Source organism: Pseudomonas marginalis, from assembly GCF_008692035.1.
Lineage (GTDB): Bacteria > Pseudomonadota > Gammaproteobacteria > Pseudomonadales > Pseudomonadaceae > Aquipseudomonas > Aquipseudomonas marginalis.
The window spans coordinates 1-12,228 of record NZ_VTFG01000003.1; the positions used below are offsets into that span (position 1 = coordinate 1).

The following is a 12,228-nucleotide window of genomic DNA, read 5'->3' on the forward strand; positions in this document are numbered from 1 at the left end:
AGCGCGGGGCAAGCCCGCTCACCACAGGTATGGTGTTCGCTCTTAACTACCCCTGGGGAATCTATTGCGTCCTGCGTTAATAGACCTGCGGCACGATGATTTCCACCGGCGTCGGATTGCGCGAGTAGTCCTCCTGCCTGACCCGCTGCGGCAGCTCGATCACCGGCAGTTCCACTTCCTCATAAGGCATCTGCCCGAGCAGGTGGTGGATGCAGTTGAGGCGGGCTTTCTTTTTGTCGTCGGCCTGCACCACCCACCATGGCGCTTCGGCGATGTGGGTGCGCTCGAGCATGACTTCCTTGGCCTTGGTGTACGCCTCCCAGCGCCGGCGCGACTCCAGGTCCATGGGGCTGAGTTTCCACTGTTTGAGCGGATCGTGAATGCGGCTGAGAAAGCGCAGGTGCTGTTCCTGGTCGGAAATGGAGAACCAGTATTTGATCAACTGGATGCCGGAGCGGGCGAGCATGCGTTCGAACTCCGGCACGGTGCGGAAGAACTCTTCGTACTGGTCTTCGTTGCAAAAGCCCATGACTTGTTCGACGCCGGCGCGGTTGTACCAGCTGCGGTCGAACAGCACGATTTCACCGGCGGCCGGCAGGTGCGAGACATACCGCTGGAAGTACCACTGCGTCTGTTCGCGGTCGTTGGGCGCGGGCAGGGCGGCGACGCGGCAGACCCGCGGGTTGAGGCGCTGGGTAATGCGCTTGATCACACCGCCTTTGCCGGCGGCATCGCGCCCCTCGAACAGGATCACCACCTTGGCGCCGGTCTTGACCACCCAGCTTTGCAGCTTCACCAGTTCACCTTGCAGGCGGAACAGTTCGCTGAAGTAAATCCTGCGCGCGGCCTTCTCGGGGCTTTCCTCGACGTGCTCGTCGAACAGTGCGTTGAGATCGTGCCCGTCTTCGGATAATTCCAGTTCCAGCTCTTCGTCACTGTGATCCAGCAGCTCTCGGTGGATGCGCTGGATCAAGGCGTCGTCTACTGCAGGCATGGGAGGCACTCGCGTCGTGGGGGAGATGGCAAAGTCTTAGTCGCATTTTGTTACCAACCAATTACATCGAAATACGTGGCTGTGGCGGAAAGACCGGACGAAATAGCGGTTTGCCACCCAATTTTCATAAAAGCGTAACAAAGCTGCTGCAAAGTTCCGGGAGCCCGTAATCACAAGGATTTCCCTGAATGAAACGTCTGATGAAGTCAGCTGCACTCGCCGTTGCGGTTTCTCTAAGTGCCACCTCGGTATTTGCTGCCGAGAACGTCCGTCTGACAGGTTCTGGCGCCAGTTTCCCAGCGCCGATCTACCTCACCTGGTTCAAGGATTTCAGCAAGAAGACCGAAGGCGTCACGGTTGACTACCAGTCCAAAGGCAGTGGCGCGGGTGTACAGGACTTCCTGAACAAAACCGTGGACTTCGCCGCCAGTGACTCGGCCATGAAGGACGAAGACATCGCCAAGGTCGCCGAAGGCGTGCAGTTGCTGCCGATGACCGCAGGCGAAATCGTCCTGGCGTTCAACCTGCCGGGCAATCCTAAAGAACTTAAGTTGCCACGGGATGTGTACTCCAACATCTTCCTGGGCAAGATCACCAAGTGGAACGATCCGCAGATCGTCGCCGCCAACCCTGGCCTGAAACTGCCGGACATGCCGATCACCGTGGTCGTGCGTGCAGACTCCAGCGGCACCACTGCCGTATTCACCAAGCACTTGGCGGCCATCAACCCGCAGTTCCAGAAGGACTTGGGTGAAGGCAACACCGTCAACTGGCCAGCCAGCGACAAATTCATCAAGTCGCCTAAGAACGATGGTGTGACCGCCACCGTACGCCAGACCCCAGGCGCGATTGGCTACATCGAATACGGTTTCGCCAAGCTGGCCAAGGTTGACTTTGCCCAGCTGCAGAACAAGGCCGGCAAGTACGTGGTACCTAACGCCGAAAGCGGTGCCGAAGCCCTGGCAGCGGTGAAAATGCCGGAAAGCCTGGTGGCCTGGCTGCCGGACCCGGACGGCGCCAAGTCCTACCCGATCACGTCCTACACCTGGATGATCTTCCGCAAGGACAACGGCAACCCGGCCAAGGCCAAGGCCATGCGTGAAATGGTCGAGTACAGCCTGACCGAAGGGCAGAAAATCGCCGATTCGATGGGCTATATCCCGCTGCCGAAGTCGGTGGTCGATCAGGTTCGTAAAGCGTCCGCCAACATCCAGTAACGCTTGTGAGGCCTCTCTCGGCGGGCGCTGTCAGCCCGGCCGGGAGGGTTACCCCCCTGTTCCGGAATCAGCCAATGAACACACCGTTTGTCGTACCGGGTAACCCGGATTCTGCCTGCCAGCCACCTTCTGCGAAGGATTTCCTGGTTGACCGCACCTTCCGTGCGCTTGCACGAATAGGCGTGGTTCTGGTGCTGGCGTTGGTGTTTGCCCTGGTGTTCGAAGTCGGGCGCAAGGCCCTTCCAGGCATGGAAAAGCACGGCTTTGACGTGCTGCTGGGCAGCGTCTGGGATGTCAACCAAGGCAAGTACGGCATTCTGCCGGCCATCTGGGGCACGCTCTACAGTGCCTTTATCGCGTTGCTGATCGCAGGTGTTTTCGGCGTCAGCATGGCGATTTTCCTCACCCAGGATTTTTTGCCGGCGAAGCTGGCGGCGGTGTTTCGTACCATCGTCGAACTGCTCGCGGCCATCCCCAGCGTCGTTTACGGCCTGTGGGGCATTTACGTGGTCATCCCGGCAATTCGGCCGTTGACCGCATGGTTGAACACTGAACTTGGCTGGATCCCCTTTTTCGGCACGTCCCTGAGCGGCCCTGGGTTGCTCCCGGCGGCGCTGGTACTGGCCATCATGATTCTGCCGACCATCGCCGCCGTGTCGCAGGATGCGCTCACCGCCGTGCCGATGAAAACCAAGCAAGCCGCCTACGGCATGGGGACCACCCACTGGGAAGCGATTCTCAAGGTGATGGTGCCGTCCGCCGCCACCGGCATCTTCGGTTCCCTGGTGCTGGGCCTGGGCCGCGCACTCGGTGAAACCATGGCCCTGGCCATGCTGGTGGGCAACGCCAACAACATCTCGCTGTCGTTGTTCGCCCCGGCCAACACCCTGGCGGCCTTGCTGGCGCTGAACTTCCCCGAAGCCGGGCCGAACGAGATCGAAGTATTGATGTACGCCGCACTGGTGCTGATGTTGATCACGCTGATCGTCAACATCTTCGGCTCCATGATCATGATGTACGCCCAACGGGGTAATAAGTGATGACTGACCTCACTGCTGCAACTGACCTGACGTCCCCCGCAGGCGCAATGCCCAGCCTCCAGCGCCGGTTCGAAGGCCGTGCCCTGCGCAGCCTGGTGTTGACCACCCTGGTCTGGGCGGGCGCGCTGCTGGCCAGCGTACCGCTGATTTCCGTGCTCTACATGCTCATCACCCGCGGCGGTGCGCGCCTGAGCCTTGAAGTGTTCACCGAGCTGCCGCCCACCGGTTTCGAGACCGGCGGCGGTTTCGGCAACGCGATGGCCGGTACCTTCGTGATGGTCGGCATTGCCGCTGCCATCGCCGTGCCGGTCGGCATCATGGCGGCAATCTTCCTCGCCGAACTGGGCCCGGACAGCAAGCTGGCGAACGCCGCGCGTTTTGCCGCGAAGATGCTCACCGGCCTGCCTTCCATCCTGGCCGGTGTATTCGCCTACGCCCTGGTGGTGATGACCACCGGCACCTACTCGGCCCCGGCCGGTGGCGTGGCACTGGCGGTGCTGATGCTGCCGATCGTGGTGCTGACGGCTGAAGAGTCGATGCGCATGGTGCCCAAGATCATGAAGGACGCCGCCTACGGCATGGGTTGCACCCGCTCCCAGGTGATCTGGAAAATCGTCCTGCCCACCGGCCTGCCGGCAATCCTCACCGGCGTGATGCTCGCCGTGGCCCGCGCCGCCGGCGAAACCGCGCCGCTGTTGTTTACCGCGCTGTTCAGCAACTACTGGATCTACCACGACGGCAGCCTGGCGGTGATGAACCCGACGGCCTCCCTGGCCGTGCTGATCTACAACTTCTCCGGCATGCCCTTCGACAACCAGCTTGAACTCGCATGGGCGGCGTCGCTGGTACTGGTAATGATCGTGCTGGTCGTGAATATCGTGAGCCGTATCTTCGGCAAGCCAAAGTATTGAAAACGGGAGCATCTGAATCTTGAACGTATCAACTGCGCAAATAGCCGCTCCGTTTGTCACCCAGGCGCCTGTGGTCATGGACTGCAAGCTGGACAAGATCTTCTACGGCAACTTCATGGCCGTGCGTGACAGCCATGTGCCGATCGAAAAGAACAAGATCACCGGCTTCATCGGCCCTTCCGGCTGCGGTAAAAGTACCGTGCTGCGTAGCCTCAACCGCATGAACGACCTGGTCAAGGGCTTCCGTTTCGAGGGCCATGTGCACTTCCTCGGCCAGGACGTCTACGGCAAGGGCGTGGACCCGGTGGTCGTGCGCCGCTACATCGGCATGGTATTCCAGCAGCCGAACCCGTTCTCGATGAGCATCTTCGACAACGTCGCCTTCGGCCTGCGCCTGAACCGCTACAAAGGCGACCTGGGCGACCGCGTCAAGCACGCCCTGCAAGGCGCCGCGCTGTGGGATGAGGTCAAGGACAAGCTCAAGGTCAGCGGCCTGTCGCTGTCCGGTGGCCAGCAGCAACGCCTGTGCATCGCCCGTGCCATCGCCACCGAACCGGAAGTGCTGTTGCTCGATGAGCCGTGCTCGGCGCTTGACCCGATCGCCACCCGCCGGGTCGAGGAGCTGATGGTCGAGCTGAAGAAGGACTACACCATCGCCCTGGTGACCCACAACATGCAGCAGGCCATCCGCGTGGCCGACACCACGGCGTTTTTCTCGGTGGATATTTCCCAGGGCACGCGCACCGGCTACCTGGTGGAGATGGGCCCGACGGCGCAGATCTTCGAGAACCCGCGTGAACAAATGACCGGGGACTACATCAGCGGCAAGTTCAGCTGATGCCCCTGCGGGAGCTGGGATGCTCCCGTATTTTCAACTGCTTATGGGAATGCCGATGCCTGCAACACGACGCCTTGATTTGCCCGCGATTGAACGCGCACTGCGTGAGGTGCAACAGCGCTTTGCCGAGCTCAGCCGGGACTTTACCGAGCCGCGCGACCCGTTGACCGACGAAGTGCTGCACAACGTGCTTGAAGGCTACGCGCTGATTGACGACTATGTCGCGCGGGGCGTCGACCTGTTCGACCTGCAGCAGCTGGACCTGATGCTGGAGATCAACGCCACCGTGCTCTGTGGCAGCGACCCGGCACGGCGCCTGGAATACGCCCACCACCTGGCGGCGACCGAAGAACACTTCTTCAACAATGTCGAAGGTGGCATCAAGGACTTGTACAACTGGTACTGCGCGTATCGCAGTGAATCAGTCTGGAAGCGCGCCGCCGGGGTGTATGTACGCATCCTCAGCAAGCCGCAGCTGTTCATTGAAGGCAACAACCGCAGCGGTTCGCTGATCGTCAGCTATTTGCTGATGCGTGCAGGCCTGCCGCCGTTCGTGCTGACGCTGGAGAACGCCGAGGGCTACTTCAACCCTTCGTCGGTGATCCGCAACTCAGCCAAACATGGAGTCAAGGCGTTGTACGAATTGCCCAAGATCAAGAAAAAATACGCCGCCTTCCTGGAAGAACAGGCGCCGGATCCGCACAAGTTTTTTCTCAAGGACCCGCGCCCGCCCGTTTTTCAAGGAGGCCATTGATGAGTGGTTCTCCCCTATTCGCCAGGGCAGGGCGGGTCCTCCAGCGCATCCTGCCGATGCAGCAGCGCCCGCGTATCCGTATTTCCTTCGATATCGACGACACCCTGGCCTGCCAGCTGCACCACTGCGACGTCGAGCCGAGCCGGCTGCCGGCCTGCGTGCACCGTTGGCTGGGTGAGCCCTTGCGGATCGGCACGCGTTCCCTGACCCGTGAGCTACGTCGCCAGGGCTGCAGCATCTGGGTCTACACCTCGTCCGGTCGCACGCCGTCGTATATCCGCCGCTGGCTGATGCTCTACGGCATCCGCGTCGACGGCGTGGTCAACAGCGTGCTGCACAACCATGCCCTGACGGCACGCGGGCTGTCGAACGCACCCTCGAAATTCCCCCCGGCCTTCGACATCGACCTGCATGTGGATGACTCCGAAGGCGTGCGCAGTGAAGGCCATGACCACGGTTTTCGCGTGGTAGTGGTGGACCCTCAGGACGAAAACTGGGCGCAGCGGGTGTTGGAGGCCGTAGCGCAGGTCCAGGCTCAGTTGGCCTGGCAGCAGCCGCTCCGGTACAAAAAGACAACACGGCAGCGCGCGGAGGTTTTTTCTTCCTGAGGCGCTGTGAAAACCCAGAAAAGCCACTCGGACGAGTGGTTTTTTTGTCTTGCCGCAGCGCCCCGAGCGGCCTCAGTCGGAGCGCGCAGACTCCATGCCGCGCCGAATCCGCATCAGGTCCTGATACGCCTCGGTGCGCTTGGCATCCGCCACCTGTTTCGCCTCGGTAAAGCGCAGCCAGTCACCGGCATCGGCCAGGCTGCTGCCTATGATGGCGTAGGCCTGTGTTTCCAGGCGGTCGGCCTCGTAGAACAGTTCGGTGTTTGTGGCCAGCTCTGCTTCCCAGCCGGTTTGTTTCGACGCTTCACGCCTATTCGCTGCCATGGCCTTCACCCCAAGGTCGTCATGTGCGAGCGAAGAGTGCAGGGGCCTGGTCGAGGCCGCCGGGTTCGTAGCTCGCGTAGGAGCGACACAAGCCGTTCTCGTGTCTGATAGGTCCTTCAATGTTGATGGATAAACGTGGGGGTTCGTTCAAATTAGTTCGGGGGCGGGCCGCACGCTCGGCTCGATCTATGTGATACCGGCAGCAGGTCTGGTGCTGGTACTGGGCGTCTACCGGTTTAGCTCCGAAGGCGGTGCACTGATCAATGTGATCGGCAACGGCGTGGCCACCCTGTTCATTGCCCGCTGGGATGGGGCGCTGGACCGTTAGCCACTCAAGCGGGAGTTGGGGTAGGTCGCAGAAAGCCTTGGTCAATCGGCCGGTTTGGCTGTGCCCAGCACGCGATTCAACTCGCCAGCGACAGCGATGAGTTGTTGTTCCAGTGCTTCAACTTCAGAGAGGCTAATGCCATTGTTGATAACTTGCAGGGTTTTAGCCCGCTTCTTTGGGGCGGGCGCCAGATTGTGTGCTTGTTGCGAAATCAACGCCTGACGCAACAGATTGTTGATCACGGTTTGATAGCCCGTACCGGCGCTTTCTGCGCGTTCACGGGCGGCATCGATAACCGCATCGTCAAGCATGATGGTGATGCGGGTCTTGCCCTTGTTGCTGGCGACAGCACCGCGTTTGCTGTGGGTGAAATCGTATTCGTCTTTCATTGTTCAAGCCTCCAGATAACGGCGCCGTTCATTTTTTGATGCGAGCCTGGCGCTGATAACGCGTACGAAATTCGGATCGCGGTAAGTGTATGTCACTACCAAAATTCGTCCCCTCGCGTCAGTGCCCATGGTCACCCAGCGCTCTTCATCGTGATCGTGGTCTTGTATCGTCAGGGCGATCTCATCGTTGAACACCGGCTCTGCCTCCGCCAGGCTTATGCCCTTGTGCTTCTGCTGATTGGCGATGTTTTTTGCCTCATCGTATTGAATCCTGAACGTCTTCATTATGCATACTTTATATGTATGAAAAAGCGGTTGAAGGAACCGTCAGTCAGGAAGATGGCCCGCCATAAATAGCGGTAGTGTGAATTTGCCATGTTCCGCTCGGTCAGTTGGGTCTCGATCTTGCTGAGGTTGCCAACATATTTCCGTGCGTAATGGTTAATCCGTTACGTAGAAGGATTCTGTTTTGATTGTCGGAAGAGGCGAGCTTGAACAGGTGAGTAATCGGACAGATCAACGTTCGCGGGGCCGGATCAATACTAAGTTTGTTCACATCAACCCTTATTCCCCGGCATGCTCATTTCACTGACCACGCCGGGGAAAAGATCAGGACAGCGACTTTTAACGCATATGCAAAATAATCGGACTGCTGCTGGCCGGGTCGGTATGCCCGCGCAGCTTGGCGACTGCCTTGGCGTCGATCGCCTCCCCGTGGTTGCCCCAGGTGCTGCGCACGTAGGTCAGTACCTGGGCGATTTCCGCATCGGACAGTTGCTCACGAAACGCCGGCATGCGGTAGGCGTCCGGTACGCCGGCGGCGACTACCCGCTGTGAGCCGTTGAGGGTGATGTTGATCGCCGAGGCGCTTTCCCTGGCCAATGCCGAGGTGGCGCCGGCCAGGGGGGGCATCCATTCGGGCTGGCCCTTGCCGTCAAGGCCATGGCAGGAGGCGCAGCGGGTCGCGTAGGTGTGGGCACCGGGGACGTCCTGGCGTGTATCGGCGGCTACGTACTGCCAGGGCGTGCCGTCACGCTGTGGGTCGCCGGGCAGTGACTTGAGGTAACGGGCGATGGCGGCCAGGTCGGCGTCTTCCATGAACTGCGTGGAGTTGTTGAAGGCTTCGGTCATCGAGCCGTAGACCACCGCATGGGCGTTGCGCCCGGTCTTGAGGAATTGCACGATCTGCGCCTCGCTCCAGCGCCCCAGGCCGGTGTTGGGGTCCTGGCGCAGGCTCGGTGCGTACCAGCCGTCGAGCAGGGCGCCGGCGAGGAACGGCTTGCCGGACTCGTCCAGGGCTTTTTCGTTGAAGGCCAGGCCGCGCGGCGTGTGGCAGCTGCCGCAGTGGCCAGGGCCCTGGACGATGTAGGCGCCACGGTTCCATCGCGCGTCCTGGTTGGGTTTGGCCGCGTAAGTGGCGGTCGGCGCGAAGAGGCCGTTCCACAGGGCAATGGGCCAGCGCAGATTGAGCGGCCAGGGAATATCGCTGGGGATGTTGGGCTCGCTGGCCGGCTGTACGCCTTGCATGAAGAACGCATACATCGCGCGGATATCGTCGTCGCTGAGCTTGGCGTAAGACGGGTAGGGCATCGCCGGGTAGAGCCGCCGCCCGCCCGGTGCTACGCCGTGGCGCACTGCACGGTCGAAGTCGGCGAGGCTGTAGGTGCCGATGCCGTGGGTGCGGTCCGGGGTGATGTTGGTGGCGTGAATGGCGCCCAGCGGCGTGGCCATTTCCAGGCCCCCGGCGAAGGGCGCCTTGCCCGGCAGGCTGTGGCAGGCGACGCAGTCACTGAGGCGGGCGACATATTCGCCGCGACTGACCTGTGCGGGGTCGACGCTGGCGGCCTGTTCCTGCGCGAACGGGGTGGCGGGCTGGCGGGTGACATACCAGGCCAGCAGGCCGGCGGCGACCAGGCAGGGCAGCACCAGCCAGCCTGCGGTTCTTGCGAATCGACGGTTGTTCATGGGCGGTCTCGCTCGGTTAGCTGAAGGTGTGTCGGCTTAATGGCAGGCTGCGAACACGCTGGCCGGTCAACTGCGCTACCGCATTGACCACGGCTGGCGCCACAGCGGGGAGCGGAGGCTCACCGATGCCACCCATCTTCTCGCCACTCTCGACAATCTTCACGTGTACCTGCGCCATCCGTGAGGGCGGCAGGATCGGGTAAAGGTCGTAATTGCGTGCCCGTGGCTTACCGTCCACGTACACCGCTTCCTCCAGCAATGTCTGCGATAAGCCCAAGGCCACCGCGCCATTGACCTGGGCTTGCACAATCGCCGGGTTGACGATGCTGCCGGGGTCGATGGCTTCCCAGATGTGGTGCACCTTGACCTGGCCGTTTTCAAGCGACACTTCGGCGATCACCGCCGCGTGGGAGCCGAACGGCGAGGCCATGGCCACGCCGCGTGCGCGCCGGGTGCCGTCTTCGGCGGTGTAGGGGCCACGCTTCCAGCCACCGGACAACTCGCCCACGGCCTTGAGCAGGGTGGTCAGCCGTGGGTTGTCGCGCAGCAGGTGCAGGCGCAGCTCATAGGGATCGCGGCCGCCTTTGTCCGCCAGCTCATCAAGGAACGCTTCGTAGAAGAAGTCATTCAGCGAATTGCCCACCGAACGCCAGTAGCCGAGCATGGCCGGGCCCTTGACGTAGATCTGCGCGATGCGTTTGTTGGGGATGGCGTAGCTCTTGCCCGACAACCCTTCAAGGGCGGTGGGGTCGAGTTTTTCGCCCTGCTTGCCGGCGATGGCCTCGGTAGGGCCTTCGGTGGCGCTCACCGCTTCGATCGCCACCGGCAGGCCGTCGGCGTCCAGCGCGGCGCGGAACTTGACCACCGCCACCGGGCGCAACACGTCGCGCAGGAACTCTTCCTCACGGCTCCAGATCAGCTTGACCGGACGACCCACCGCCTTGGCCAATGCAATCGCCTGGGGGTAGGGGCTGGCCGAGTCATACAGGAAGTGCCGGCCGAAAAAACCGCCCAGCAGCGGCGAGTGCAGGGTCACCTGCGCGGGGTCGAGCCCGGCGCGCTTGGCGATGTCGGCGCGGAAAAGATCGGGTGCCTGGTTGGGCAGCCAGATCTCCAACGAACCGTCGGGGTTGAAGCGCGCCAGGGCTGACGGTGGCTCCAGTTGCCCATGGTTGAGGTATTGGTTGTGGTAGGTGGCCTCGACCTGGGTCTTGGCGTTTTTCAACGCGCCGGCCACATCGCCTTCGTTCTCGTCGTCACGGGCCGGGCCTTGCTGGGCCGCGAGGAAATCGCGAAAGCCGTCGCTGGAAAAATCAGCGGGCATGCCGCGCACTTTTGAGTCGGCCGTCGGTTCCTGCCAGTCGACCTGGATCGCCTCCACCGCACGCTTGGCGTGCCACCAGCGTTCGGCCACCACGGCCACCGCGCCGGGCAGCACGTGCACGGAGTGCACGCCTTTCATGGCTTCGACCTGGGATTGATTGCGCAGGCTGCCCACGGTCATGCCCAGGCGCGGCGCGTGCTGCACGGCGGCGTGGAGCATGCCGTCGACCTTGATGTCGATGCTGTACTGCGCCTTGCCGGTGGATTTGTCATAGGCATCCAGGCGCTTGACCGGTTTGCCGATCCAGCGGAACTGGCTCGGGTCGCGCAGGGTGATGCCGGCCGGGTCGGGCACCGGCATGTCCAGGGCGCGGCCGGCCAACTCGCCGTACCCCAGGGAACGGCCGGAGGCGGCGTGCACCACGCGGCCGGGTTGGGTGGTCAGTTGGGCCACCGGCACACCAAGCTGCTCGGCGCCGGCCTGCAACAGCATGGCGCGGGCGAGGGCGCCCAGGCGGCGCATGACCGGGTAGCTCATGCGCACCGACATGCTGCCGCCGGTGATGCGCATGCCGTTCTCCATCACCACATAGGCCTCACCGGGTGGCGCGGCTTCGACGATAAAGGTGGCGGGGTCGGCATCCAGCTCTTCGCCGACGATCTGCGCCATGGCGGTGTGGGTACCTTGGCCGCCTTCCATAAAGGGGCTGAGCAGGCGCACCGTACCGTCCGGGCGAATCTCCAGGAACGCCGGTACCTGGGTGCCGCGTTCTGCGGCGGCAGCGGCCTGCACCCGGGCCGAACCCAGTGGCAGGCCAAAACCGATGACCAGTGCACCCACCGCCGTGCTGGCGAGGAAGCGTCGACGCGACAGGTTGATCGGCTCGCCCAGGGTGAGGCCGGGGATGACGGATGGCGTGTTCATCAGGCGCTCTCCTTCCCGGCGGCCAGGTCATGCATGGCGGCATGGATGGCGTTGTAGGTGCCGCAGCGGCACAGGTTGACCATGGCCGCGTCGATTTGCGCAGTGGTCGGCGCGGGGCTGTGCTTGAGCAGCGCGGTGGCTGCCACCACCTGCCCGGACTGGCAGTAACCGCATTGCGCCACCTGATGCTCGACCCAGGCACTGACCACCCGCTTGCCCACTTCATCAGCTTCGATGGCCTCGATGGTGGTGATCTCACGCCCGACCACCCCGGCCACCGGCGTGACGCACGAACGCACGACATTGCCGTCCACCAGCACCGAGCAGGCGCCGCATTGGGCCAGGCCACAGCCGTACTTGGTGCCGGTCAGCCCGAGGTCATCGCGGATCACCCACAGCAGCGGCGTGTCGGCGTCGGCGTCGACCTGATAGGTCTTTTGATTGATGCGTAATTCCATGGCTGGCTCACCTGCTGATCATCGGTCGGGATAGCGTGTTTCTTATAAGAAAGGCGATGGGCGCCCATTGTCGAACTCTAGATCAGGGCACAAGGGCCATCTATGAAAAAACCGAACATTCGGAGGATCAGGCAAGTATTCGAGAGGATTGAGT

13 protein-coding genes and 1 pseudogene are annotated in these 12,228 nt (G+C 62.2%); 7 read left to right on the top strand and 7 right to left on the bottom strand.

Annotated elements, in window-relative coordinates; translation table 11 throughout:
* Positions 1-76: 76 nt before the first annotated feature.
* Entirely contained in the window at positions 77-994 is a 918-nt protein-coding gene (ppk2, locus tag FX984_RS30115) for a polyphosphate kinase 2 (protein WP_146477553.1), read from the bottom strand.
* 188 nt (positions 995-1,182) lie between these two features.
* Between ppk2 and pstS the strand changes: the two genes are divergently transcribed.
* From pstS to FX984_RS30145, 6 genes are all read left to right on the top strand, one after another.
* Positions 1,183-2,211, top strand: a complete 1,029-nt coding sequence (gene pstS / locus FX984_RS30120) for a phosphate ABC transporter substrate-binding protein PstS (protein ID WP_027603516.1) — start codon at positions 1,183-1,185, stop codon at positions 2,209-2,211.
* 74 nt (positions 2,212-2,285) lie between these two features.
* A complete protein-coding gene (gene pstC / locus FX984_RS30125) occupies positions 2,286-3,251 on the top strand; it encodes a phosphate ABC transporter permease subunit PstC (RefSeq protein ID WP_027603517.1) in 966 nt (321 codons plus the stop codon).
* Positions 3,251-4,162, top strand: a complete 912-nt coding sequence (gene pstA / locus FX984_RS30130) for a phosphate ABC transporter permease PstA (RefSeq protein WP_027603518.1) — start codon at positions 3,251-3,253, stop codon at positions 4,160-4,162. Before pstC ends, pstA begins: the two co-directional genes overlap by 1 nt.
* A gap of 76 nt (positions 4,163-4,238) precedes the next feature.
* The gene (gene pstB / locus FX984_RS30135; protein WP_010210300.1) at positions 4,239-5,000 is read left to right on the top strand and encodes a phosphate ABC transporter ATP-binding protein PstB; all 762 of its coding nucleotides are present in this window, start codon (positions 4,239-4,241) and stop codon (positions 4,998-5,000) included.
* Positions 5,001-5,055: 55 nt separating this feature from the next.
* Positions 5,056-5,754 carry a hypothetical protein gene (locus tag FX984_RS30140; RefSeq protein ID WP_027603520.1) on the top strand — a complete coding sequence of 233 codons (699 nt, stop codon included), beginning with the start codon at positions 5,056-5,058 and terminating at the stop codon, positions 5,752-5,754.
* 56 nt (positions 5,755-5,810) lie between these two features.
* On the top strand, positions 5,811-6,362 hold the full coding sequence (locus FX984_RS30145; protein ID WP_027603521.1) for a hypothetical protein: 552 nt from the start codon (positions 5,811-5,813) through the stop codon (positions 6,360-6,362).
* A 72-nt stretch (positions 6,363-6,434) separates the two neighbouring features.
* Here FX984_RS30145 and FX984_RS30150 read toward each other — a convergent pair whose 3' ends face one another.
* Positions 6,435-6,686 carry a hypothetical protein gene (locus tag FX984_RS30150; protein ID WP_027603522.1) on the bottom strand — a complete coding sequence of 84 codons (252 nt, stop codon included), beginning with the start codon at positions 6,684-6,686 and terminating at the stop codon, positions 6,435-6,437.
* Between the two features lie 169 nt (positions 6,687-6,855).
* Between FX984_RS30150 and FX984_RS30155 the strand changes: the two are divergent.
* Positions 6,856-7,014: pseudogene (locus FX984_RS30155) on the top strand (C4-dicarboxylate transporter DctA); the annotation flags it as partial.
* 41 nt (positions 7,015-7,055) lie between these two features.
* On the opposite strand, the gene FX984_RS30160 reads toward FX984_RS30155, so the two are convergent.
* From FX984_RS30160 to FX984_RS30180, 5 genes are all read right to left on the bottom strand, one after another.
* Complete coding sequence (locus FX984_RS30160; RefSeq protein WP_027603523.1) at positions 7,056-7,403, bottom strand: BrnA antitoxin family protein; 348 nt, start codon at positions 7,401-7,403, stop codon at positions 7,056-7,058.
* Positions 7,404-7,406: 3 nt separating this feature from the next.
* Entirely contained in the window at positions 7,407-7,688 is a 282-nt protein-coding gene (locus FX984_RS30165; RefSeq protein WP_027603524.1) for a BrnT family toxin, read from the bottom strand.
* 339 nt (positions 7,689-8,027) lie between these two features.
* Positions 8,028-9,368, bottom strand: a complete 1,341-nt coding sequence (locus FX984_RS30170) for a c-type cytochrome (protein ID WP_146477555.1) — start codon at positions 9,366-9,368, stop codon at positions 8,028-8,030.
* Positions 9,369-9,384: 16 nt separating this feature from the next.
* Positions 9,385-11,616, bottom strand: a complete 2,232-nt coding sequence (locus FX984_RS30175) for a xanthine dehydrogenase family protein molybdopterin-binding subunit (protein ID WP_027603526.1) — start codon at positions 11,614-11,616, stop codon at positions 9,385-9,387.
* A complete protein-coding gene (locus FX984_RS30180; RefSeq protein WP_027603527.1) occupies positions 11,616-12,074 on the bottom strand; it encodes a (2Fe-2S)-binding protein in 459 nt (152 codons plus the stop codon). The genes FX984_RS30175 and FX984_RS30180 overlap by 1 nt, the downstream gene beginning before the upstream one ends.
* Between the last annotated feature and the right edge of the window lie 154 nt (positions 12,075-12,228).